Source organism: Pseudomonas sp. UBA6562, from assembly GCF_002434265.1.
In the GTDB taxonomy this organism is placed as follows: domain Bacteria; phylum Pseudomonadota; class Gammaproteobacteria; order Pseudomonadales; family Pseudomonadaceae; genus Aquipseudomonas.
The window spans coordinates 843,500-868,798 of record NZ_DJJS01000006.1 but is presented as its reverse complement, the minus strand read 5'-3'; the positions used below and the strand labels follow the sequence as shown (position 1 = coordinate 868,798).

Annotated in this window: 12 protein-coding genes and 4 pseudogenes; 12 read left to right on the top strand and 4 right to left on the bottom strand. The window is 59.0% G+C overall.

Features of this window, described 5'->3' with window-relative positions; genetic code table 11:
* Positions 1-10: 10 nt before the first annotated feature.
* Both B4M43_RS11380 and zapE read right to left on the bottom strand, forming a co-directional pair.
* Positions 11-763 (bottom strand): sulfite exporter TauE/SafE family protein, encoded by a 753-nt coding sequence (locus B4M43_RS11380; protein WP_296267054.1) that lies wholly within the window; start codon positions 761-763, stop codon positions 11-13.
* A 96-nt stretch (positions 764-859) separates the two neighbouring features.
* A complete protein-coding gene (zapE, locus tag B4M43_RS11375; RefSeq protein WP_296267052.1) occupies positions 860-1,933 on the bottom strand; it encodes a cell division protein ZapE in 1,074 nt (357 codons plus the stop codon).
* A 288-nt stretch (positions 1,934-2,221) separates the two neighbouring features.
* On the opposite strand from zapE, the gene B4M43_RS11370 reads away from it, so the two are divergent.
* The 5 genes from B4M43_RS11370 (at position 2,222) to B4M43_RS11350 (ending at position 13,940) form a co-directional block, all read left to right on the top strand.
* On the top strand, positions 2,222-2,656 hold the full coding sequence (locus tag B4M43_RS11370) for a DUF3592 domain-containing protein (RefSeq protein WP_296267050.1): 435 nt from the start codon (positions 2,222-2,224) through the stop codon (positions 2,654-2,656).
* Positions 2,657-2,669: 13 nt separating this feature from the next.
* Positions 2,670-3,248 (top strand): hypothetical protein, encoded by a 579-nt coding sequence (locus tag B4M43_RS11365; protein WP_296267048.1) that lies wholly within the window; start codon positions 2,670-2,672, stop codon positions 3,246-3,248.
* A gap of 224 nt (positions 3,249-3,472) precedes the next feature.
* Positions 3,473-5,176, top strand: a complete 1,704-nt coding sequence (locus B4M43_RS11360; protein ID WP_414707830.1) for a ShlB/FhaC/HecB family hemolysin secretion/activation protein — start codon at positions 3,473-3,475, stop codon at positions 5,174-5,176.
* A gap of 38 nt (positions 5,177-5,214) precedes the next feature.
* Positions 5,215-13,635 (top strand): DUF637 domain-containing protein, encoded by an 8,421-nt coding sequence (locus B4M43_RS11355; protein WP_296267047.1) that lies wholly within the window; start codon positions 5,215-5,217, stop codon positions 13,633-13,635.
* A complete protein-coding gene (locus B4M43_RS11350) occupies positions 13,635-13,940 on the top strand; it encodes a DUF3630 family protein (protein ID WP_296267046.1) in 306 nt (101 codons plus the stop codon). The genes B4M43_RS11355 and B4M43_RS11350 overlap by 1 nt, the downstream gene beginning before the upstream one ends.
* A 1,049-nt stretch (positions 13,941-14,989) precedes the next feature.
* Here B4M43_RS11350 and B4M43_RS11345 read toward each other — a convergent pair.
* On the bottom strand, positions 14,990-15,250 hold the full coding sequence (locus B4M43_RS11345) for a hypothetical protein (protein WP_296267044.1): 261 nt from the start codon (positions 15,248-15,250) through the stop codon (positions 14,990-14,992).
* 271 nt (positions 15,251-15,521) lie between these two features.
* On the opposite strand from B4M43_RS11345, the pseudogene B4M43_RS11340 reads away from it, so the two are divergent.
* Together B4M43_RS11340 and B4M43_RS11335 are read left to right on the top strand one after the other, a co-directional pair.
* A pseudogene (locus tag B4M43_RS11340) lies at positions 15,522-20,108 on the top strand (hemagglutinin repeat-containing protein); the annotation flags it as partial.
* A complete protein-coding gene (locus B4M43_RS11335) occupies positions 20,105-20,590 on the top strand; it encodes a pentapeptide repeat-containing protein (RefSeq protein ID WP_296267043.1) in 486 nt (161 codons plus the stop codon). The pseudogene B4M43_RS11340 and the gene B4M43_RS11335, both read left to right, overlap by 4 nt.
* Before the next feature lie 134 nt (positions 20,591-20,724).
* Here the strand turns inward: B4M43_RS11335 and B4M43_RS11330 are convergent.
* Positions 20,725-21,578 (bottom strand): IS5 family transposase gene (locus B4M43_RS11330; RefSeq protein ID WP_296267041.1). Its coding sequence is split into 2 segments (ribosomal slippage): positions 20,725-21,230 and positions 21,230-21,578, totalling 855 coding nucleotides; the frame shifts between segments, so codons are not numbered across the junction.
* Positions 21,579-21,638: 60 nt separating this feature from the next.
* On the opposite strand from B4M43_RS11330, the pseudogene B4M43_RS11325 reads away from it, so the two are divergent.
* The 5 genes and pseudogenes from B4M43_RS11325 to B4M43_RS11305 all read left to right on the top strand — a co-directional run.
* A pseudogene (locus B4M43_RS11325) lies at positions 21,639-22,118 on the top strand (IS5 family transposase); the annotation flags it as partial.
* A gap of 46 nt (positions 22,119-22,164) precedes the next feature.
* A complete protein-coding gene (locus B4M43_RS11320; RefSeq protein WP_296267039.1) occupies positions 22,165-22,731 on the top strand; it encodes a hypothetical protein in 567 nt (188 codons plus the stop codon).
* Positions 22,732-23,619: 888 nt separating this feature from the next.
* Positions 23,620-23,889: pseudogene (locus tag B4M43_RS11315) on the top strand (IS5/IS1182 family transposase); the annotation flags it as partial.
* Between the two features lie 334 nt (positions 23,890-24,223).
* Positions 24,224-24,481: pseudogene (locus B4M43_RS11310) on the top strand (hemagglutinin repeat-containing protein); the annotation flags it as partial.
* A 40-nt stretch (positions 24,482-24,521) separates the two neighbouring features.
* Positions 24,522-25,046 (top strand): hypothetical protein, encoded by a 525-nt coding sequence (locus B4M43_RS11305; RefSeq protein ID WP_296267036.1) that lies wholly within the window; start codon positions 24,522-24,524, stop codon positions 25,044-25,046.
* Positions 25,047-25,299: the final 253 nt, after the last annotated feature.

Sequence of the window (25,299 nt, the reverse complement as noted above, 5' to 3'; positions counted from 1 at the left end):
GCGCCTCCCATCAAAAGAAATACCGCACGATCAACATCACCCCCGACCCCAGCACCACCAGGTTGATCACCTTGAGGAACTGCTCGCGCGACATCCGCAAAGTCATCCGCCGCCCCAAGGTAATGCCCAGCACCATCCCCGGCGCCAGCAACAGCGCCAGCCACAGCACCGACGTGTCCAAATACACCCCGGCCAGCGCGAACAGCACCACGCGGGTCAAGGTGCTGAGGCCGATCAGGGTGGTCTGGGTGATGCGCAAGGCTTCTTTGCCGTCGAGCCGACCGCTCAGGTAGATGGCATAGATGAAGCCGCCGCTGCCGAACAACGCGCTGAACACCCCGCCCACTCCACCGAAGGGAATGGCCGTGACTGGGCTGAAGCGGCGCTGCGGCTTGAGGCCGCTGAGCGAATACAGGGCATAGCCGACCACGAACACCCCCAAGGCCAGCAACAGGCGCTCGGGCCGTGCAGTGAGCAGGATCGCCGCGCCGGCCAGGCTGCCCAGCACCATCATCGGCACCAGCCGGCGCAGCTCGCGCCAATCGGCCTTGCGCCCGTCGCGGCTGACGTTGATGCAGGCCGCGCACAAGTCCATCAGCGCCAGCAGCGGCACGATCTTGGCGATGGGGATGTAGAGCGCCAGCACGGGGCTGGCGATCAGGGCGGAGCCGAACCCGGCGATGCCGAAGATGACATAGGCGCCCAACAGCGTTGCGAACACGACGGCGTAACTCGACCAACCCAACGACAACGCTTCTTCCATGGCAGGCAACTTCCTGTAGTGAGTGATCCGGCATCGGCCCGATGCGGTCTGTTTTCCCTGAACGAACAATCGGTGGTTCGACTCAGCGGATTCGGCTCAGCCCGGATCGGCGCACACCGGCGTATCGCCTAGCGCCGTGATCTGGCGCAGCTGCGACAGGCGGCTGCGGGTGCGGGAAATGTCGGCCGCCTCCGCGCTGTTCAAGGCTTGATGCAAGGGCAACGCGCTGATGAGGAACACCTGACAGCGGCGGTCGTACAGCACGTCGACGAGGTTGATGAAGCGCTGCTGCGCGGCCGCCGAGGCGCTGGAGAGCTGCGGCAGGTCTTCGAGAATCCAGCGGTCGTGGTCGGCCACCAAGGCCAGGTAGTCCATGGTGGCGGTCGGGCCCTCGCAGAGGTGCTTGAACGAAGCGTGCAAGGTCCGCCCCTCGGCGCCCAGCACCCGCAGCAGACGGTGGCCGACCTTGAGGTCCTGGGCGCGGGCGGGGCGCGGCGGCAGGCCCAAGGCCTGGCGCTGGGCCAGGTCGCCGGGGCAGAGGTAGGCGCCCTGGTGGAACGGGTCCGGTGCGGCGCCGGTCAAGCCGCGGTAGTCCACCTCGCCGGCGATGGCGAGCACGTCCATGTGCTGTTCGATCAGCGCGATGGTGGGCAGGAAACGCTCGTGGTAGAGCGGGTTGGGCAGCAGCTGTCCGGGCGCGTAGTTGGAGGTGACCAGCAGGGCGATGCCGCGGGCGAAGATGGCCTTGAACAGCCGGCTGATGAGCATGGCATCGCCGATGTCGTGCAGGTGGAATTCGTCGAAGCACAGCAGCCGACAGTCGCCCAACATGCCGTCCAGCGCCCTGTCCATGGCCTGGCCGCTGTCGACGTGGTCGAACAGGCGCTGGTGCAGTTCGCGGAAGAAGGCATGGAAATGCACGCGGCGCTTGTGCGGCAAGGCGATGGCGTCGAAGAACCCGTCGAGCACGAAGCTCTTGCCGCGGCCCACCGGGCCCCACAGATAGACGCTGCGTACAGCGCTGCGACGGCGCGGCGCGAGCAGCCCGTCGGCCATCTGCCCCAGACGCTCGATGGCCACGCACTGGAAGGGGTCGAGGGTATAGCCGCGTTTTCGGGCCGTGGCGTGCAGGGCGGCGACGACGGTGGCGCCGGGTTGGGTCGGGGTCATTGGCGGGCTTTCTAGTGGGCCAGGAGTGGCCATTCTAGAAGGCAGGCGAGGGATGAAGGAATAGCCGCCCGTGCAGGCGAGCGGGCGATGCAGGCGCAACGATTCGCACGCCGTAGGGGAAGAGGGCTGCCGTACAGCGTGCTTGCCGAGGCCACGCCAGCCCAGACACCCACCGTCGGCGCCGGTCGATTGCAGCCTTTGCCGAGTCGCTCACACCTGGCCGCTTGCATTTCCCTCATCGATTCATTGCAATACACCCCACTCACGGACGATGTAAGGAAATCTTTCATGGCAAGCCCGCCGACCCAACCTCGCGGCGACCTGCTCCGCGCGGTGATTTTTCTGCCCTTGGGCCTGTGCCTGCTGCTCGTCACCTACTCGATGGTCGAGGCGCGTGCCTCCTTCCTCGCCCAGGCGCTGCGCGCCGACGGCCATGTCAGCGCGCTGAACGCTGGCGGCAGCCACCCGCAAATCGACTTCATCGACGCCACCGGCCAAGCGTTCAGCTACCCCGAGGACGGCTTGATCTACGGCTATGCGGTCGGTGACCCGGTCAGCGTGCGCTACCAGGCCGAAGCGCCGGCCCGCACGGCCATCATCGAAGACCGCGGTGCACTGTGGGGCGCTAGCCTGCTGGTGGGCTTGTTCGCCGTGGTCGCGACGGCAGGGGGCGGCTACCACTTGGCCGCATGGATTCGCCGTCGCCGTTCGGCGCGGCCCTGATAAGGACGTTCCTATGCACATTCCACTTCCGGTCAACGTCAGCGACTGGCGCTACAAGACCGCCACCGGCGGCGGCTTGACCGTGCTGTTCGCCGCGGCCTCCGGTGGCGCCCTGACCGTGATCGACCCACAAGGCAAGGACCACCAGTTCCGCTATGGCTCGGTGGGCGTAGGGGCCGGGCTCGGCGCGCGGCTGCCGCGCTTCGGCAAGATCAACCTGAACATCCGCGGCAAGAGCGTAGGCGGGGCAGGGGCCACCGAAGACTTTCCGGCCGTCGGCCGGATCCTGGTCGCCGACGCCGTCGCCGAGCGCGGCTTGCAGCCCGAGGACTTCACCGGTGCCTGCGTGTTCTTCGAAGGCGGCGTGGGCCTGCTCGCCGGTGCCAGCGGCTCGGCGATGCTGTTCGGGCTGGACGCCAAGCTGTTGGCCATGACCGTCGCCACCGTCACACCCATCGGCAACCTGCTGCTGCCCCACGACAGCGCCGTGCGCCTGCTGCGCTCGGCCAAGGGTGTGATCCTCACGGCAGGCATCAACGCCGGCGCGCAAGCGGGCGGCGGGGTCACCCTCACCCTGGGCGGTCTGTTCTAGCGAAGGCCTTGGCGACCGACTGCCCGTGCAATCGGTCCGACCTGCCAACTATGTACCGCGTGTCGCGTTCTTGAACGCACCATTCTTCCTTTACGCGGCACACGGAATTTTTCTTTCCGAAAACGGTCAGTGTGAGCAATGTTACAGATGATGTCAGATCGCTGGCATCCGCTGCCATCCTGACGCCTCCTGCGCGCATCTCCCGTATTTCCAATGGAATTTCTATGCCCGTTTCTACAAGGATGTGGATGGCCCCCGGTGTGGCCTTGCTGAGCCTCGCAGCCGCTTTCTCCGCCTACGCCGCGACCCCAGGCGAGCAAGACCTGATCCGCGACCGCCAGGACCGCCTGCTCGAAGAGCAACGCCGCCGCTTGCAGGAACTGCAAGACCTGCCCGGCAAACAGGCTACCCCCGCCGCGCCCGAAGCGCCCGCCGACACCCGCTGCTTCGACATCCAACGCATCGAACTGCAAGGCGCCAAGGCCCTGTCCGACCGCGAGCGCCAGGCGCTGACCGCGCCGTACCAGGGCCAATGCCTGGGCGTGGCGCAGCTCAACGGGCTGCTCAAGGCCATCACCGACCACTACCTCGACAAAGGCTGGGTCACCACCCGCGCCTACCTGCCGCAGCAAGACTTATCCACAGGTCGGCTGCAAGTGCTGGTGGTCGAAGGCACCCTGGAAAAGCTGCGCAGCGACGCCGCCAGCGGCCTGTCCGAGCGCGAGCTGGCGATGACCTTTCCCGGCGAAGAAGGCCAGCCCCTCGACCTGCGCGACATCGAGCAGATGGTCGACCAGCTCAACCGCCTGCCGTCCAACCGCGTGCGCATGGAGCTGAGCCCCGGGCAGAACGTCGGCGGCAGCGACGTGCTGGTGCGCAACGAAGCCGACAAGCCCTGGCGTGCGACCCTGTCGCGCAACAACGACGGCCTGCGCAGCACCGGCGAGCAGCAGTGGAATGCCGGCCTGGACTGGGACAACCCGCTGGGCCTGGCCGACCAGTTCAGCGTGCGCGGCGGCCACGACGCGGTCAGCGACCACCAGCGCAGCTCGCGCAACGGCTTGCTGGCGTACAACATTCCCTGGGGCTGGTGGACCTTCAGCTACTTCTACAGCGAAAGCCACTACCGCTCGCGCATCGACGTGCAAGGCAGCGAAGTAGAACAGGACGGCGACAGCCAGACCCACCAGTTCAGCGCCGAGCGCGTGATCCACCGCGACACCCTGAGCAAGACCTCGGTCAGCCTGGGCCTGGCGCACATCCGCACCAACAACTTCTTCGGCGACACCCGCCTGGACCTGAGCAGCAACCGCATCAGCGAAGCGCAGGTGGGCATCAACCACGGCCGGCGCATCGGCTCGGCCTTCGTCAACCTCGACCTGGGCATGCAGCAGGGCATCGGCCTGTTCGACGCCCAGGGCAGCCACGACCCGGGCCCGGGCGAAGCCGACGCGCGCTACCGCAAGTACACCGGCACCCTCAGCTACCTGCAGCCATTCGAGCTGTGGGGCGAACGCCTGGCCTTCACCAGCCTGGCCACCGGCCAGCGCAGCGAAGACGCGCTGTTCAGCCCGCAGCGCCTGAGCCTGGGCGGGTCGTCGTCGGTACGCGGCTACAAGGACCAGTTCCTGACCGGCGACAGCGGCGGCTACTGGCGCAACGAACTGCGCTGGACCCGCCCGGTGACTTTCGACGCGCTGCGCCCGGTGCTCGGCGAATACGGCGTGGCCCTGGGCTACGACCAGGGCGTGATCCGCAACGACCGCTACAACGGCGAAGAGCACGGCCGCCTGAGCAGCAACTCGCTGGAGCTGTTCGCCCGTGGCGAGCATGTCGCCGCCTCGGTCACCTTCGCCCATTCCCTGGAACGCCCGGACGTGCTCGACCGCGAAGCACCGATCTACTTCCGCATGGATTTCTATCTTTAATTTTCGCTCGTCGACGACGTAGCTTCGAGGTTGCCCACATGGACGTTCGCCACTTGACCCTGGCTGCCCAACCCACCGCCGCGCTCGCCGAGCGGCCGAATTTCCTTGGGTTGCCCAAGCGCCTGCTGGCCGTATTGCTGGCCAACGTCATGTTCTGGCAGCCGATCTGGGCGATGGCCGACGGCATCGCCGTGAGCGGCACCACCAACACCAGCGTCGGCCAGGCCGGCAACGGCGTGCCGGTGGTCAACATTGCCGCGCCCAACGCGGCGGGCTTGTCGCACAACCAGTACCAGCGCTACAACGTCGACAGCCAAGGGCTGATCCTCAACAACTCGACCCAAGCCATCCAGGGCACGCAACTGGGCGGCAACATCCTCGGCAACCGGCAGCTGGGCGGGCGTGCGGCGAGCACCATCCTCAACGAAGTCAACGGCGCCAACGCCACCCAGCTCAAGGGCTACACCGAAGTGGCCGGGCAGGCGGCGCGGGTCATCGTCGCCAACCCCCATGGCGTGACGTGCAACGGGTGCGGCTTCATCAACACCCCGCGGGTCACCCTCAGCACCGGCAAGCCCGTGCTGGACGCGACCGGCAAGCTCGACCACTTCGCGGTCGACGGTGGCAGCATCAGCATCGAAGGGCAGGGCCTGGACGCCAGCAACATCGACCAGTTCGACCTGATCACCCGCTCGGCCAAGCTCAACGCCGACCTCTACGCCAAGCGGCTCAACGTGGTCGCCGGCGCCAACGACGTCGACGCCGACACCCTGGCCACCACTCCGCGCCAGGGCGACCCGGCCGACAAACCGCAATTGGCCATCGATTCCTCCGCGCTTGGCGGCATGTACGCCGACACCATCAAGCTGGTGGGCACCGAGCAGGGCGTGGGTGTGAAGACCGCCGGCAACCTGGCCGCCAGCGCCGGCGACATCCAGATCGACGCCAACGGCCAGCTGAACATGGCCCAGGCCTCGGCCAGAGGCGCGTTGAACGTCACCGCCCCCAGCGTCGAGATGACCGGCAAGGCCTACGCCAACAGCGTCAACGTGCGCACCCCCGGCGAGCTGGTGAACCGCCAGAGCCTGGCGGCCCGCGAGCGGGTCGAGATCGACGCCGGCACGCTCAGCAACCCCGGCACCGTCGCGGCCGGCATCGAAAACGACAACAGCCGCAACGCCATCGGCGACGTCACCGTACGCACCGCCTCGCTCGACAACGCCGGCACCCTGCAAGCCAGCCGCAACCTGACCGTCGAGGCCAGCCAGCGCATCGACAACCGCGGCGTCCTCCAGGCCCAGCGCACGCAACTGACCAGCGCCACCCTGAACAACCAGGGCAAGGCCGCCCGCGTGGTCGGCGAACAAGCGCTGTTCGTGACGGCGCCCGCCATCGTCAACCTGGGCGGGGTACTGCTGTTCGGCAACGGCCAGGACGTCACCCTCGACCTGGCGCGGCTGGACAACCGCGAAGGCCTGCTGCAGGTCGTCGACGGCAAGCTGACCCTCAACGCCGCCACCCTCGACAACGCCGCCGGGCAGATCGACGCCAAAACGCTGAACGTGGATAGCGACACCCTCGACAACCGCGCCGGCCTGCTCTCGGCCAGCGGCAGCGACGCGCAGATCACCGCGCGCACGCGTCTGGACAACCGCGACGGCACGGTGCAGGCCCAGCAGCACCTCGACTTGTCCACAGGCCAGGTCGACAACCAGGGCGGGCGCCTGCTGGCCGTCACCGGCAACCTCGACCTCGCCACCACCGGCCTCGACAACCGCAACGGCAGCCTGCTCGGCACCGGCATCCGCGTGACCGCGCCCAAGGCCGACATCGACAACCGCCAGGGCAAGATCATCGGCGAGCGCCTCGACCTCGACGTCGCCCAGCTCGACAATCGCCAAGGCCAGATCGTCGGCGAACAGCTCGCCATCACCGCCACGCGCCTGGACAACCGCGACCAGGGCCTGCTGGCCGCCGGCACCCAGGGCCTGACCCTGGACTTCGCCCGCAGCGCCGCCCAGGCCCAACTGCTCAACGACGGCGGCCGGGTGCAGAGCGATGGCAGCCTGCTGCTGCGCGGCGCCTGGCTGGACAACAGCGGCGGCACGGTGATCGGCCGCAGCCTGAGCCTCGACGCCCAGCGCCTGTACAACGACGGTAAGGGCGCGTTGGTCAGCGATGGCGGCGACGTGCAGCTGCGCGTCAGCGATGTGCTGAGCAACCTCACCGGCATCGTCGATGCCGGCCAGTACAGCGTGACGCTGGACGGCACCGCGGCTGTGGATAACCGCGGCGGCAGCCTGCGCGGCCAGCAACTGGACCTGCACGCCAACAGCCTGAACAACGGCCAGGGCGGCCAATTGGTCGCCGGCAGCGACGGCCTGCGTTACACGGGCGGCGCCTTGAACAACGACGCCGGCATCGTGCTCGCCACCGCCGGCACCACCGCCCTGCAACTGGGCCAGGCGGCGCTGAGCAACCTGGGCGGCATCGTCCAGGGCGACAGCGTCGACATCACGGCCGGGCGCCTGGACAACGGCAGCCAGAACGGCAAGGCCGGCTCCATCGCCAGCCTGAGCGGCGGCCTGACCCTGAACGTCGACACCCTCGACAACGCCGGCGGCACCTTGTTCGCCAAGAACGCGCTGCGCTCGACCGGCACCACCCTGGGCAACACCCAAGGCGGGCAGATCAGCGGCGAGACCCTCGACCTCAATGCCGACCAGGTGGACAACCGTGGCGGCCTGATCGAAGCCAACGACCGCTTCACGCTCAGCGCCGCGACGCTGGACAACCGCGACGGCCAACTCAGCGCCTTGGGCAATTCCCCTGTCGGCCTGGCCACGGCCCGGGCCGCGGCAAGCGACCTCAGCCGCCTGGAACTGACCGGCAGCCTGCTCAACCAGAACGGCCGCATCGCCGCCGGCAACACCGATTTCAGCCTCAAGGCCGCCCTGCTGGACAACCGCGGCGGGCGCATCGAACACGCAGGCGACGGCCTGCTGAGCCTGGCCTTCGACCGCGTCAGCGGCGCCGGCGGGCGCATCACCGCCCTGGGCGCCGGCGACTGGCAGTTCGGCCAGGTCGACGGCCTGGGCAGCGTGCAGCTCAACCGCGCCCTGACCTACACCAGCGACGCGCTGGCCCTGCAAGCCGGCGACCGCCTGGCCAGCGCCAGCGGCCTGACCTTGAACCTCGCCAGCCTCGACAACGGCGGCGAGCTGCTCAGCGACGGCGACCTGACCCTCAACCTCAGCGGCGACCTGAACAACCGCGGGCGCCTGTCGGCCCAAGGCCTGGTGGCCATCAACGCCGGCAACGTCACGCAAAACGGCGGCCGCATCGGTGCCGGCACCGACGCGCGCCTGAGCCTGACCGGCAACCTCGACAACCTCGGCTACCTCACCGCCCGCCAGGCCCTGGCCATCGACGCCGCGCAGATCCTCAACCGCGGCACCCTCGGCGCCCAGGGCGCGGTCACGCTCAACGCCGAGCGCATCAGCAACGACCCCGACACCCTGCTGTTCAGCGGCGGCGCCATGGCGCTGCGCGCGCAGGTGTTCAGCAACCTCTATGGCGACGTGTACAGCCGTGGCGACCTGAGCGTCGCCAACCGCGACGGCAGCGCCGCGCAGCGCTTCAGCAACCTGTCCGGCACCGTCGAAAGCGAAGGTGCCATCACCTTGAATGCCGCCAGCGTGGAAAACGCCAAGGCCAGCTTCGAGCTGGGCGAGTCGATCGTCAGCGGCAGCCTGAGCTGGGTGTGCGGCCAGCACTGCGGCGGCCACGACTCGTTCAAGCGCGGCACCATCACCATCGAACAAACCCTGCTGGAACGCGCCATCCAGGACAGCCCCGGCGCGCGCCTGGTGGCCGGCAAAGACCTGACCATCCAAGCCAGCGACGTGCAGAACCGCTACAGCCTGCTGGCGGCCAACGGCAACCTGAGCATCACCGCCAACGACCTGCTCAACTTGGGCGCTACCGAACGCAACGGCCAGCAGAAGATCGTCCTTGGCACGCCGAAGCGCATCGACACCGACTACTGGGACCAGATGGAATACATCGACGTCCCGGCCTTCAACGCCGCCGTGGCCGCTGGCAACTTCGACCTGGCGCGTTTCGAGCTGCTCAAGGCCCGCTCGGCCGACGCACGCTTCGATGAGGAGAGCAACGTCACCACCTGGAGCGACAGCGGCAAACCGCTCTACGCCGCCACCTTGCAAGCCGGCGGCACGGTCAACCTGAACGTCGCCCGCAGCGTGCAGAACGGCTCGGTGAGCGAGCACAACGCCCTGGAAATCCTCACCGGCAAGCTGGGCGACGACCAGACCGGCGTACCGGTCGGCGGCATCGACATCACCCTCAACAAACAGGCCGTCGACGCCAGCGCCGCCACCGTGGGCGCACTGCCCAGCGTGCAGCGCGTGACCGACGCCAACGGCCAGACCACCATCGTCCCGGTGGACTACAGCGGCATTCCGTTCGCGGCGGTCGACCCCACCGCCGGCCCCACTTTCCAGTTGCCCCAGGGCGACTACGGCCTGTTCGTGCGCAACCCCGACCCGAACGGCCACTACCTGATCGAGACCAACCCCAACCTCACCGACCTGTCGCGCTTCCTCGGCTCCGACTACCTGCTCGAGCGCCTGGACATCGGCCCCGACACCAACTGGCGGCGCCTGGGCGACGGCCTCTACGAACAACGCCTGATCCGCGACGCCGTGCTGGCCCAGACCGGCCAGCGCTTCCTCGCCGATGGCCTGGTCAGCGACTACGACCAGTACCGCTACCTGATGGACAACGCCCTGGCCAGCAAGGACGCCCTCAACCTGAGCCTGGGCGTAGCCCTGACCGGCGCACAGGTCGGCGCGCTGACCCACGACATCGTGTGGATGGAAAACCGCGTCGTCGAAGGCCAGACCGTACTGGTGCCGACCCTGTACCTGGCCCAGGTGGACGCCCGCAACGTACGCGGCAGCAGCCTGATCCAGGGCCGCGACCTGAACCTGATCAGCGGCGGCGACCTGGTAAACGTCGGTACCTTGCGCGCCAGCCGCGACCTGAGCGTGAGCAGTGGCGGCAGCATTTACCAGGGCGGCCTGGTGGAGGCGGGCAATAACCTGCAACTGATCGCGCAGGACAGCATCCGCAACGCCATGGCGGGGCAGATTCGCGGGGAGAACGTGAGCCTGGCGGCGGTGCGCGGCGACGTCACCAACGAGCGCACGGCGATTCAGGTGCGCGATGGAGCGGGGTATCGCACGGTGACGGATGCTGGGAGCGGGGTGAGTGCTCGGCAGGATCTGGCGGTAAGCGCCGGTCGGGACGTTACCAACTACGGCACGTTGCAGGCTGGGCGGGATGTGGCGTTGCAGGCGGGCAATGACGTTAATTTGCTGGCGAAGACGGACGGCAGCGAGAAGCACGAAATCTTCAAAGGCGGCCACCGATACGTCGTCACCACCCAAGCCGAACAACTGTCGTCGACTGTCGATGCCGGGCGTGATCTGGATATCCAAGCGGGCCGCGACATCAATGTACTTGCCAGCCAGGCCAACGCCGGCCAAGACCTGCGCTTGGGCGCTGGCCAGGACATCAATGTCACATCGGCAGCCGAAGTACACAACGTCGAAACGCGGATCAGGGACGGTAAGAAACGCATCACCGAAGCCAATGACCAGAGCACCCAGCTGGCCAGTGCGCTGACGGCTGGACGCGATCTGCGTACTGAGGCTGGACGCGATACCACGTTAGTGGCCAGCAAGATCAGCGCGGGTAATGAGGCGTATCTGGTGAGTGGCAACCAGCTGAGTCTGGTAGCTGCGCAGGACAGTACGCACACGCTTTATGACATGAAGGAAAAGGGTAATTGGGGTGCGAAGAAGGCGCAGCGCGATGAGGTGACCCAGACCACTCAAGTCGGTACAGAAATCAGAACAGGGGGCAACCTCACGCTGCGCAGCGGCGGCGATCAGCTCTATCAGGTCGCCAAGCTGAACAGTGGCAACGACCTGAACCTGCAAAGTGGCGGGGCCATTACCTTCGAGGGCGTCAAGGACCTGCACGACGAGAGCCATACCAAGAGTAAAAGCAACCTCGCCTGGTTCTCCATGAGGGGTAAGGGCAATACCGACGAGACCCTGCGTCAGAGCGAACTGTTGGCCCAAGGCCAAACCGTGATCCAGGCAGTGCAAGGCCTGAAGATCGACGTCAGGCAGGTCGATCAGCAGACGGTCAGTCAGACCATCGATGCCATGGTCGATGCAGAGCCGCAGTTGGCGTGGTTGAAAGCAGCCGAGCAACGCGGGGATGTGGATTGGCGCCAGGTAAAGGAGCTGCACGAGTCGTTCAAGTACGACAATTCCGGGATGGGCCAGGCTGCCATGCTGGCAGTGATCATCATCGTCACTGTGGTGACTGCCGGGGGCGCGAGCGCCTTGGCGGCTTCAGCGGGTAGCGCTGTGGGGGCTGGCAGCACCATGGCTGCCGCCAGCGCGGCTACAGGAGCCTCCGCAGGCCTCGGCAACGTCATGGCAACCGCTGCGCTGACTTCGATGGCCAGTACTGGAGCGGTCAGCTTCATCAACAACAAAGGCAGCCTCAGCCTCGCCGCGAAAGACACGTTCTCCAGCAACAGCCTGAAGAACGCGACGGTAGGTGCCCTGACAGCTGGATTGATCAATTATGCGGACAGCACCTGGTTCCAAGGCGCGAGCCCAGCCGAAGGAGCCGGTGCCCAGGTAACGACCGCCGGACCGGTGCAGAACCCTGGCTATTCCGAACAGTGGCTGAGCTGGGACAAAGCCCAAGATGCCTTGGCCCGCAGCGGGACCCATGCGGTCATCGAGAGTGGTGTTTCAACGGCAATCAATGGCGGAAGCCTGAAGGAAAATCTGGGCACTGCGCTGGTGTCGCAAGGCTTCGATCTGGCTGCGGCGATGGGTAACAAACAGCTGGGCGATTTCGCCGACTATCTGGACCTGAGCCCAGGCTCGGCCGAGAAGATCTTCCTTCATGCCATGCTCGGCGGCGCGCTTTCCGCAGCCCGAGGCGGCGACTTCAAAACAGGCGCCCTGGCGGCAGGTGCCGCCGAGGGGCTGACGGGCGTTGCCAGCGAAAACCTCGGTAAGTACATCGATACGCGCTTCATGACCGATGACCAATTCCGAGTCGCCACGGCGCAGATCATCGGCATTGCGGCCGGTTCGCTGGTAGATGGCAATCCGAACGATTCGGCCTGGGTTGCAGGGAATGTCGAGCGTTATAACGAGCAGCTGCATCGCGAGACCGTAGAGAAGATCGAGCAAGAATCTGGGCGCTATGCGCAGGAGAATCAGATCTCCCGACCTGAAGCTGAGAAGCGTCTGGCCCAGGCCGCGCAGTATTACTCCGACGCCGATTGGCGGGCCGTCATGCTCAAAAACGGTTATGTGCCGGATGAGGCGGCGCTTGATTATCTGGGCGAGATCCTGGCACCTACAGGCAGCTATTACGCTGAGCGTCAGACACCTAAAGGTGTGAGTCTCGAACCGGGTCGTCAGTACACAGCGCAAGAAACGGCAGCATTGCTGAGGGACTTCGAATTCAATAATCCGGGCGCTTTCAGCGATACCTCGATCAACTCCGAGAATTTCGTCGGCTTCGCGCAAGGCGATTTGGGTAACAGTTACAAGCGATTCTACGAACGTACGTTAAAGGTGGATTCCAGCTGGAGTGACTGGTCACTTGGCAATGCCGTAGGCGCGACACAGGGCATGAGTGCCTCGGTGCGCGGGTTGCAAAATACGGTTTCGGGAATAGCGAATGATCCGGTAGGCGCCCTTGAGCAGTTCGCCAACGGGGTAGGGTATTTTGCTCAGTATCCACTGACTACCCTTGGGAATGGGTGGGATTCGCTCGTTGAGAAAGGTGGCTTGTCCCAGGCGTATGCTCTGCAGGGTCGGCATGAGCTTTCGGGAGCGGTGACTGCAGAGCAGGCAACGAATTTTGGGATTAGCTTACTTCCTGGTGAGCGGTTGTTGGCGCTGGGTAAGGTGGGCGGGGCTAAAAATGCTTTGGATGGTTTGGTGCGGCATGATACTACGCTAGGTACAAAAGGCACGCCTGCTTGGGACAACGCTGTATCTAAAGCTGACGGGGATTTTGGGTATCTCCCACCTGTGCGGCAAAACTATGTCAAGGATGTTTATGACTTACAAGGTGCTGTCGACAATATGCGAGCTAGCGGTGCCAGCGTAGAAGAAGTCGCAAAATATGCATATAGTGCTAGAAACGAATTGAAATTAAAATATAGGCAGTATACGCCTCCAGAGATGCTTGACATTATCGATAAAAGAAATTTGGAACGATATGGTAATAAGATTGGACCGGAATTTGACGATTTGGTTAAAAAGGGGAAAACCTTTGATCAAATAATTGAGAGTTCCACGCGAGCTGGCGGCGGAGATCTTTTCTAATGAAAAAATTTATTGACAAAAAAGTATTTTCTCTTGGTCGCATGAAGAACGAGAGGTTGTATGCGGAGCTGAATTCTGATGTGGGGTGGGAAGGTTTCCCTAAATATGCTGAAGAATTTGTTAATTTATTTTATGGAAGTGTTATCAGTAGAAGTGATTCTGTCGATACTAGAGTGTGGGAGGTGATTATAAAAGGTGGGCTCCTACGCTTAGTGTATGAAGACTTTCCTGTGATGGTTAGTCTAGAGTCACAAGATAAAGAAGGGGATAGATTTATCAAAGATTTAAAAGACATCTTAAGCTAAATTTGGTCTTTTTGATGAAAACTACTGTCGTTTTTTCATAAGGTAGAAGCTTAGATAAATGGAGTCGAGTAATAATTTTGAGCAACAAGTACAGGTCTTAAACGCACTTATGAAAATTATGCATGATTCTGCGAATGGTCCATACGAAGAGATGTGTTGCGAATTCGAATATGAGAGATATAAGGGAGGCTGGTCCGTAGGATCTAAATGCTCTTTAATTCGTGACGGGCTATTCTTGAGCGAGCTTCTAGACGATCCTGAAGATAACGCATCTGGCTACGTGCATGAGTTGCATGAATTGATGAAAGCTCACACAGGCGGTGATTGGAAAAAATTCATCTTGTCTATCGACAGTAGTAGAAAAGCCAATACCAAGTTCATGTATTAAATAGATAAGTGGCGGTCGCCAAAACTGCGTGCAACAACTCCATCTTAGGTAAGGTGTAACAATGTCTTATATTGAGTCTAGCATCAAAGAACACGTAGCCATTCAAACCGGAAATTGCCAAGCCCTTAGCCGGCGCGAAATTACTGGTTTTCTGGTGCGCAGCCACCCACGGTTAGTCGCTAGTTGCGTAGAAGTACCGACATCCTTTCTGCACTCAATTGCGTGGACTTAGATTCCATCTGCTCAACAAGCCCTTTTAAGCACGATTTTCCGTTTCTCAGTAGGAACGAAACCTTAATGCAGAACGTGCCCCACTTGTATCTAATCGTACATATCTTTATACAGAATTAGATGTCTGACGAAAATATTGCGATTGATATTAAAATTGGACGAAAATTTTAATCCAGAAAATACTGGGTTTTCGACCCTCTAAACCAACTAATTAAATTTGATGCTCTTAGATTGTTTTTGAGTTCGGGGAAAATTTTTTCTGGCGATGAAATTCTGTTTTTCAGGGTGTTAGTTTTATATATGCGCCATTTGCGGATTTCTAGTAAATGATATACTCTAATTCTTAATTTGATTGACAAGATTTGCTCTTTAATAATCTGGCGTAGGTAAGTGGGCAGTAATATTCCGACTGCCCACTCTGAGATTAACTCTAAGGATTTAGCTTTCTGCTGACTACATCCAACAAGTCGCAGCCGTCTCTCAATTGAGTCGCTAGTAGCTTTACCCAAGAATCTATTGAACGCATTTCTTCGTTTATGCCTTCGAGGCATGCAAGGCTTTCCAAAGCTTCGGTCACCGTACGAATACGATATACAGCAGTATCATGAAGAACATGAACAGGCGCCTGCGCATCAATCAACAGCGCAGGAATATTCGAATCAAGGCCGGTAAGCGGAATATATCGATTCATCCTGAGACTCTCTACCTGAGTGATAAATGCCATCACTCAAACGTCGCCAAACGGATGGGTGACAGCTGTACGTAGGTTGGCGAACCGGCAGTAGAGAAAACCGGCAGACCCGAAGGTCTCCCACGCACAGCCGTCATAAAACGACTTTGCAGGCGCACACGTAGCTGCAAAAAAGCAACAAGCTTGCGCATCTCTCTACCGTCAGGTCGCCAAACCTGAGTCGCCTGTGAGCGACGGGCGGACTATAAACTCTTCGCCTACATGCCTCAACGCACCAAACGCTCAGCGCTTCCTCGCCGATGGCCTGGTCAGCGACTACGACCAGTACCGCTACCTGATGGACAACGCCCTGGCCAGCAAGGACGCCCTCAACCTGAGCCTGGGCGTAGCCCTGACCGGCGCACAGGTCGGCGCGCTGACCCACGACATCGTGTGGATGGAAAACCGCGTCGTCGAAGGCCAGACCGTACTGGTGCCGACCCTGTACCTGGCCCAGGTGGACGCCCGCAACGTGCGCGGCAGCAGCCTGATCCAGGGCCGCGACCTGAACCTGATCAGCGGCGGGGATCTGGTGAACGTCGGCACCCTGCGCGCCAGCCGCGACCTGAGGGTGAGCAGTGGCGGCAGCATCTACCAGGGTGGCTTGGTGGAGGCGGGCAACAACCTGCAATTGATCGCGCAGGACAGCATCCGCAACGCCATGGCGGGGCAGATTCGCGGGGAGAACGTGAGCCTGGCGGCGGTGCGCGGTGACGTCACCAACGAGCGCACGGCGATTCAGGTGCGCGATGGGGCGGGGTACCGCACGGTGACGGATGCTGGGAGCGGGGTGAGTGCTCGGCAGGATCTGGCGGTGAGTGCCGGTCGGGACGTTACCAACTACGGCACGTTGCAGGCTGGGCGGGATGTGGCGTTGCAGGCGGGTAACGATGTAAGCCTGCTGGCAAAAACCGACAACACGCAAAAGCACGAGTCCTTCGAGGGCGGCCACCGCTACGTCGTCACCACGCAGGCCAAGCAGCTGTCCTCCAACGTCAGCGCCGGCAGTGATTTGAACACCGACGCCGCCCGCGACATCAACGTCGTCGCCAGCCGCGCCAACGCCGGGCAGAACCTGGCGCTCGACGCTGGGCAAGACGTGAACATCGCTTCGGCCCAGGATGAAAACGCCTACTACTTGTTCAAGAAGAGCAGCGGCTCGTTTGGCCGCAAGAAAAAGCATCAGGAGGAAACCTACGATTCCACCAATGTCGCCTCGGTAATCGAGGCCGGCCAGGACCTGACCATCAACACCCGTAAGGCTGCCGACGGCAGTGTCGGCATCAACGGCGGTCGCGACGTCAACATCGTCGGCAGCCAGCTGTCGGCGGGCAATGACCTGATCCTGGGCGCCACAAACGACGTCTCGGTCAATTCTGGCGTCGAGCAGCACGGCACCTACAGCAAGACCACCAAATCCGGTGCCTTCGGCCTGTCGAAGAGCGGCAAGAGCCAGATGACTCGTAACGTCGATCAGGTCGGCAGCGAACTGACTGCCGGCAATGATGCGGTGATTGCGTCCGGTCGCGATGTAAACCTGCGGGCCAGTAACCTCAATGCCGAGAACGACGCGGATATCAGAGCGGGCTTGGTCGATCAAAACGGTGACATCAACCTGCTGTCGGCCAACAACGAAGCCTCCAGCCACCAAGAGAAATACAAGAAGAAAACCGGCCTTTCTCTGTCCGGTGGCTTCCTGTCGTTCTCCTCGGCCAAGGAAGCGGGCAACGAAGCGCAGGGCCGCACGGCCGTGGGCAGCCAGATCACGGCCATGCGCGATGCCTACCTGCGCAGCGAGCGGGACATCAACGTAGTCGGCAGCCGTGTGGATGCGGCGGGCGACGTCGGCCTGCAAGCCGGGCGCGACGTCAACGTGCTGGCGGCGCAGAACACCCACTCCAGCCAGGATTGGAAAAGCAAGAAGCAGTCCGGTATCGGCATTTCCTCGGACGACAACGGCGTTTCCCTGTTCGCCGGCTCCGAGCGCAACAAAGCCAAGGACCGCCTGACCCAAGAGACCAGTGCCGCTAGCCAGATCAGCGCCGGTGGCGATCTGGACGTGGGCGCCAAGCGCGACATCAACCAGGTCGGTTCGGACCTGCAAGCCTTCAATGACATCAACCTGGCCGCCGGTCGCGACGTCAATGTCGACGCCGCCAGCGAATCGCAGGTGACCGAGCGGGAACGCGAGCGCTCGCGCAACGGCCTGACGGCGACCATCAACCATAACTTCGGTAGCACCAAAGATGCCGTCAGCGGTGCCGGCAAAGGCGAGGACGCTACCAGCAAGGCCTCGAGCACGTTGCGGGCTGTGGACAGCATTTCGCAGTTCCTGAGCGGGCCTACGGCCGATGCGAAGTTCGGCAACAGCAAGGAAAGCAGTCGCCAAGTCGTGTCGCAAACGAGCAATCGCGGCTCGACGCTGGATGCCGGCAACGACTTGAACATCGCTGCCAACAACGATGTGCGTATCCGCGGCGGGCAGTTGCAGTCGGGGCGCGACATCAATATTCAGGGCCGTGACGTCACGCTCGATGCGGCCAAAGGCAGTTATGGCGAAGAGAGCAGTGAAAAGAAAAGCTGGAGCGGCATTCATGGCGGCACCAGCGGTGGCTTCAAGTTGGGTGTGGGCGGTAGTCGTGGGGTGGCTGATAGCGATCAAAGCCAGGGCTCTTCGACGGTCACGAGTTTGCAGACTGGACGCGATGCCAACCTCAAGGCGAGCAACGACCTGAACTTGATCGGTACGCAGGTGCAAACCGTGCGGGATATCAATCTTCAGGCGGGTAATGACCTCAACATCAGGGCGGCGCAGAACGACAGCGCCAGCTCCAGTAGCCGTCGTAGTGGCGGGGGTGAAGTGGGGCTGGCGGTGGGCTCGGAGGGTGTTGGTCTTTATGCCAGCGTCAACTTGGGTAAAGGCAATCTGAAGCGTGAGGGCCAGCAACAGCAGGAAGCCTATTTGTATGCCGGCAACCAGCTAGCTTTCACCAGCGGTCGGGACAGCAACATCGCGGGTGCTACGTTGCGCGGCAATGAGGTCGTCGGGCGCGTTGGCCGCGATCTGACCGTCACGTCGCTGCCCGATACCGGCAAGGCCGAGGGCAAGGAATACGACCTCAGCGCGACGGTGGTGGTGGGACCAGGTAGTGGCTTGAGCGGTTCGGCCGGCTACGGGCGAACCAACGGCAGCAAGAACTGGGTGGAAAAGCAGACCAGTATTACGGCGCAGGATGGGCTGGATATCCGTACGCAGAACCACACCCAACTCGACGGTGCGCTGATTGCCTCAGACACCGGTCAATTGAAGCTGGATACGGATACGCTTGGGTTCAGTGACATTGCCGGTAAGGACAAGGAGCACGGGTATTACCTCAATGTCGGTGGCTCGTACGGTATTGGCAAGGACACTACGCAAGACCCGAGTCAGGTAGGCAAGGGCGATCAGGGCCAGAACGGCTGGAGCGTGGAGGGCTGGAACTACAACAAGGATCGCCAGCAGGTCGTGCGGGGCACGGTGGGTGCGGGTGATGTAGTGGTGCGCGCGGACAACGCAGGGCAGGACTCGACCGCTGGTTTGAACCGGGATGTGAGTAGGGCTTATGAAGTCACGAGTGACGATGAGCATCGGACTGATATTTACGTTACAAAAAGCTCTACAGAGGCCTTAGCCAATCCAGGTCGAACAGCAGATCAATGGCGTAAAAACGCTGCGCTTTACGGTGAAAACAGCCGCAACGCTACGGAAGAGTTGGCCAACATACTGGCTATCACTGCACGACTTCCAGTAGATGTTGCTACGGGTCAAGGGACCGCTCCTGCATGGAGTGCGGTCACGCTCACCGAAGTAACACAGGAGCTAAGAAGTAAGGATGAGAACAAGAGAGCCATAGGTGTCAGAAAGGTTCTCTCGGTAATTTCTCACGGCAATCTAGGAGCGCGCGGTGAGGCGCTTGTTGCGCGAGTGACCGAGCTTGGTACTGATCGTCCTGATGAAGCTATACATGTTCTAAATCTGCTGAATACGCTTAATCCGCCCGTAGAGGCATTCAATATCGTGCCGGCGTTAGCGGTAGGCGGTGTGGCCGCAGTTGCGTTAAGCGCCGCACTATTGAATCCCCAGTCTCAAGATAATATGCGAGGGGCAGCGAACGCGGTCGCGCAATCTGTTGCTAACTCGGGTCAGTCCGCTACACAACAGGTCAGTACTTCCATAGAAATTTGGAAATACCTGTTTGGTACAGCCTTCCCGGTGCACCTGCTGGATAAGGAGAATTCTAAGCTCGCGAACCCCATTGCCAATGCACAGGATACAAACTCGTCGAGCGGAGGCTATGCTGCCGGGGATAGACCTGATAGCTTGGGAACAACGGGTGGGAGTGGGATAGCCGAGCAGGCGCCTAGTGGGTATTCGAGGCCTGAAGAGAAGCTTCCGGCATCTGAGGTGATGTATCAGGATTCTGCTGATAGTGCAAAAGCTATTGAAACAGCAGGAACGCCTCTGGTATCAAAGGGTTCAGAAGTAACACCTGAAGTTATTCAAAAAGCATTGCAAGGTGATACTGCTATTAGTGCGCAAGGTGCTGTGTCATTACCTGCAGTGCAAAGATACGTTGACCGGCTTCTTAATGGTGATGTTGCTCCGGCAATCAAAATGGATGGCGATATAATTATCGATGGGAATCACAGATATATAGCAGCCAAAATATTGGGTCGAAACTTGGATGTTACGTTTGGGACCTTGTCTCCTAATAAGGTCGGCCAAACCAAGCCTGTGTCTGAACTGAAGGTGGATCAAGTGGATTGGGGTAATAGATGATAACTATTAATTTCGAAACTGGTGAAAAACTAGATTTGCCCTTGGCTAGTCTTGCGAAATCAAATTTAAAAGGGTTAGAGCTGCATCGTGCAGTTTTTGACGGTTTAGATCTAACACAAGCCGATTTTACGGGTTCAAACTTGAGAAATGCTTCTTTCAGTTGTTCTCTGTTGAATAGCGTTGTGCTAAATGGCGCGACACTTATGAATGCGAACTTTATTGGTGCGAAGATGAGGTGCGTGCATCTTCTTGATGCTATAGCGGCTTATGCTGATTTTTCAGGGGCGGATCTTTCAATGGCTAATTTAGAAAATGCGGATATTGGTGGTGCTAGCTTTGTAAATTCTAATTTGCGAGATGTTAATCTTAATGTTAGAAGAATAGATGGTGCTGTTTTTATTGGTGCAATATACAATGGAGGGACAATTTGGCCTGAAGGATTTATACCGAAAAATTTTGGCGCGATTAGGTGTCAAGATTAATGTTTTCGTCGTGTGAGGGGGGTGCCAAGTTCTGGACCAGCGCGAGATTGCTGGTCTGCTGGGACGCAACTCTTTTAGGGTCAGCTGCGATTTGCGTAGAATACCGACATCCTTTCTGCACCCAACCGAGCGACCTAGGGTTTGTCTGAAAAGTCAGCCCGCAAGCACTTCTCGATGCAAGCCAGTGTGACCATGGCTTTGAAGCTGCTCGCCAGCTTGTCGTATCGCGTACACAACCGACGTTTTTCCTTGAGCCAACTGAACAGCCTCCCAATCACGTTGCGCTTTTTATACTGTGGCCGGTCGAATAGTCGAGGCAGGCCTGGTCGAGGCTTGCGGTGCATTTTGCGCAAGGGAATGATCGGCTGCATGCCGTAACGATCACAGTACTGACGCAGCATCTGGCTGTCATAGCCCTTGTCCGCCAGTACATAACGGCAGCGCTTACGCGGACGACCCCGGCTACCCGGCAGGCTGATCTGCTCCAGTAACGGCATGAAGTAGCGCGAGTCGGCTTCTTCACCGGGCGACAGCATGACGGTCAGCGGGAAGCCGTTACTGTCGCAGGCCAGATGTATCTTGGTCGTCAATCCGCCCCTGCTACGGCCGAGGCAGTGGTGGTGCGGTTCCTGCGGGCCCCTTTTTTTCCGGCACCGCTGGCCGCTCGGGTAGCTCGAACCGATGTCGAGTCAACCATCCAAGTATCCAGATCGATAAAGCCGTCTTCACGTAAACGCAGGTGCAAATGGCGCAGAACCTGCTCGAAAGTACCGTTGTCGCGCCATTGTCGGAAGCGCTGATAAACGGTCTTCCAGGGCCCAAAGCGCTCTGGAAGATCGCGCCATTTGGCGCCTGAGCACAAGATCCAGAAGCTGCCGTTAAGCATCTGACGGTCATCGCGCCTTGGACGCCCCATACGTTGAGGAGGAGAAACGATGGCTTCGATCATTGCCCAGCGTTCAGATGAGATTTCGTAACGGCCTACCATGACGACCCTCCCAGCAACCAGGGCGGGTCATTTTAGCCAAAGCGACTTTTCAGACAAAACCTAGGCCGCAGTCGAGGTGGCCTGACGACCAAGATCCACATGCTCTGCGACGCCAACGGGGTACCGTTGCGCTTCCTTCTTTCTGGCGGTCAAGCCAGTGATATCAGCTATGCACAGCCGCTGCTTGATGGTGTCAGCATACCTTGCGCCCAGCGCGAGCGACCTCGTAAACGCTGCAAGTGGCTGCTCGCCGACAAAGGCTATGACGCAGAGGCACTGCGCCAATACTGCGACCGCTGCCGCATACAGCCTGTCATTCCGATGCGCTCGATGAAGCGCAAGCCTAAGCCAGGCTTGTCCAGGTTGTTCGACCGGCCCAAGTATCGACAACGCAATGTCATCGAGCGCATGTTCGGCTGGCTGAAAGAGAATCGCCGACTGGTGACGCGCTTCGACAAGCTTGCAAAAAGTTATGCATCGATGGTCTCGCTGGCTTGCGCCATGCGGTGTCTACGACGACTTATTTCGTACAGTGCCTAGTGCGCTGGCGGCTTCCGCAAGTAGCGCCATGGGGGTTGGTAGCACTATGGTAGCAGCCAGCGCGGCTACGGCCACGACTGCGGCGACTTCGGCAGGCCTCGGCAACATCATGGCAACCGCAGCACTGACCTGCATGGCGAGCACTGGAACGGTAAGTTTCATCAACAACAAAGGCAACTACCCCAGCAAAAAAGTGAGGTGTGAAAAGAGTAGTGATCGGGAGGCATTAGAAAAAATTCTGGGTGGAAAAATCGAACAGTCGAACTCTCGAAATGTACCTGGTTTTGTGGTTGTGGATGGGCAGCAAGTTATTTATTTTTCAGACGATGGAAAAAACAAATTCCGAAAAAAATTTAATAATATTACGTGTTTTTCTGAGAATCCGAATGCTGTTCGTGGAGGGGTAAATGATCGCGGATGCAAAATCACACCGCCCTCGGGGCCTATTTTTTACGCGATTTTGTATCATGGTGATCTTGACGGTTGGAGAAAAGATATTGAGACAGGGGCAATTGGCCTTGGTCTGTTACTCGCCCAAATCGAAGATGACCAACTGGTTATTTCCGATGGCCGCTCGATTCCTTTACCAGATTGCAAAATAGAGTTTTCTTGAATATTATTTATACTCGACACCGGCCTTGCGTCGGTGTTGTCTTATCTGTGTTAGTCATTTTCTTAATTGCTCGTTTGGTTGTTTGTGATCTACGATTCTGCGGCAACAGTCGTAAGTTCTGACCGTAGTGCGGTGTTGCTTAAATGGCTGGTATATATGATCTCTATGGTGCAAAACCTATATCAAGAGCACACGCTCTGGGAGTTTCACATGTACATTTCGGAGTTAAAGACCCTGTGGTTGGAAAACATACTTCTAATAACCATGTTCCCTAGGCGGACTAGGATATGCATATGTCTATCGTTCGGAAGGATATTGTTATAACTTGCGAATATTCTGGCTGGGAAATTCTTATTGAGGACGACCGTAGTGGCGACACCGGAGGGTATTATATTTACTTGAAGAAAGTCGATGTTGAGGGGTTTGACTACCGGTTTTAGCATGAGGCAGGGCTGCAGGCTCAGCGAGTTGATTTTGAGGTGGAGTGGATAGTTTAGCAAGTCAGTTGGCATGAACTTTATTTCGCCGTTGGTGCAAAAGCGCAGGTGAAGTTGCCTCTATAGGCGGAGAGTCCTGTGTTTATAACTGGGTGGTTGATGGCGTAACTCATTATGTCGGAATAATCGACGACATAGTTAAGCGTAGTCAAGCTAAACTCATAGAAAAAGGTATCACGATTGATAAAATATAGGATTTACAGAACCATTCACGTGCTGACGAACAGGCAGTTGAGCAAATACTGATCAATTACCATGACCTTGGTAAGGATGGCGGCACGTTAGTCGATAAGAGCAATTTTATACCGTCTGTCAAAAACACCGACTAAAGAATTTCTAAACAAGTCCCAAATGTAATGGAATACGCCTGCCCTTTCGATCCGAGACTCCCATCAGCCAGATGAGTTTTTCCGATTTCGAGTATGCCGGCAAGCGCAAGCAGACACGTCGCGAATACTTCCTCGCCGAGATGGAGGTCGTGCCTTGGGCAGGTCTAAAGGGCCTGATTGAGCCGTTCTACCCCAAGGCTGGCGGCGGCAGAAAACCTTATTGCCAAATCACGCACATGCGCCAGTTTGCGCGCCTGACCTTAAGCGCTCCGATACCTGAAGACACTATGATCATGAACTTCCGGCACCTGCTGGAAAAACATCGACTGGCCCCAGCATAGGGATCAAGAATGATTGCTGAAGATTTCATACTGGTAAAAGAAATTTTTTTCAAAAATAAATAACGGTATTACTGAAGGGTATGATTACTTACGTTTCGAAGCTGAAGCGGGAAGCGGCTACATTGCCACAGAATTTACAATTGAAAAAAATGGAATCGAGGTTAATAATCCAAAAATAGATATCAACAATGCGATCTTATATAGTTTAGTGAAAAAACTTCAGGAAAGCGCTCAGCAACGCGGAGAATATTGGACTTCATTTGTTATGTCTCATAAGCAGGGCGAGCAGGTGAAGACAAAATTCAGATATGATAAAGATTAGGGTTTGTATGAAAGTTCAGCTTGCAAGAGCTTTTCGATACGGCCCGGCCTAACCATGGCCTTGAAGGTGCTTAACAGCCTGTGGTGTCCTTATATCAGCGTCAATATCGGCAAAGGCAACATGGAGCGCGAAAGACAGCAACAGCAGGAAGCGTACTTGTTTGCCGGCAATCAGCTGGCTTTCACCAGTGGTCGGGACGGCAAAATTGCTGGCGCTACATCACGCGGCAATGAGGTCGTAGGACGCGTTGGCCATGATTTGACGTTCCTGAAGAAATTTTTAACAACTTGGAGTTTGACCCATGAAGACTTTTGAAGGGGTTGTTTCAAAGAGTAATCTAGTGAAATTTATTTCAGGAAAAGGTTGCGAAGAATACTTTTCTTATGTAGGAAACTTTGTAACATTAGAGCAGTGTCTAGGTGTGATAAGTATCCTGTCTCCAGATTTCGTAGAGCAGGGGGGACACATTTTCTGGACTCCTGATGCAAGTAAGTACAATCCAGATGATCGTCCATTGATAGGGCTGAGTATTACAGATGAAGGTAAGCTGGAAAGGAGTACCAAGAGAAAGGACATTGAGCGATATAGAAATGTTTTTGCAATCAGTCAATTCTTTTCCAAATGGGAAGAATTTAAGATTCAACCCGTTAGTTCTGTAGAAGTTTCAAATGAGGAGCTTGAGCTTTGTCTAGTTTTTGCTGCTCAGATTGCAAAATACTGGAGAATAGCACTGTCAGAAAAATTCCAAGGCATGGATTTTGAGTTTGAAATTGGCAATGATCTTCTGGACGAGTATGGCGTATGCTTGACTTTTTGGCAGGTTTGATAGTCGCTATCAAATCTTTTTGGTTTAAAGTTTTGCTGCGTGTAGGCCTGACGTTTTAGTTAGGCGCCTATGTTCCGAACGTGAGTGATTAAAATGGTTTTTGGGAAAAATCTACCGGATTGGCTCGTAGCAAGTTTACGCATTGCGTTACTTGGAGAAATATATTCTGACATTAGAGCTATCGCTGTAGGGTATCACGAGAGCGGTTTTGTGCTAATAAGATACTATCTCGGCCGAGAAGCAACGGACTTTG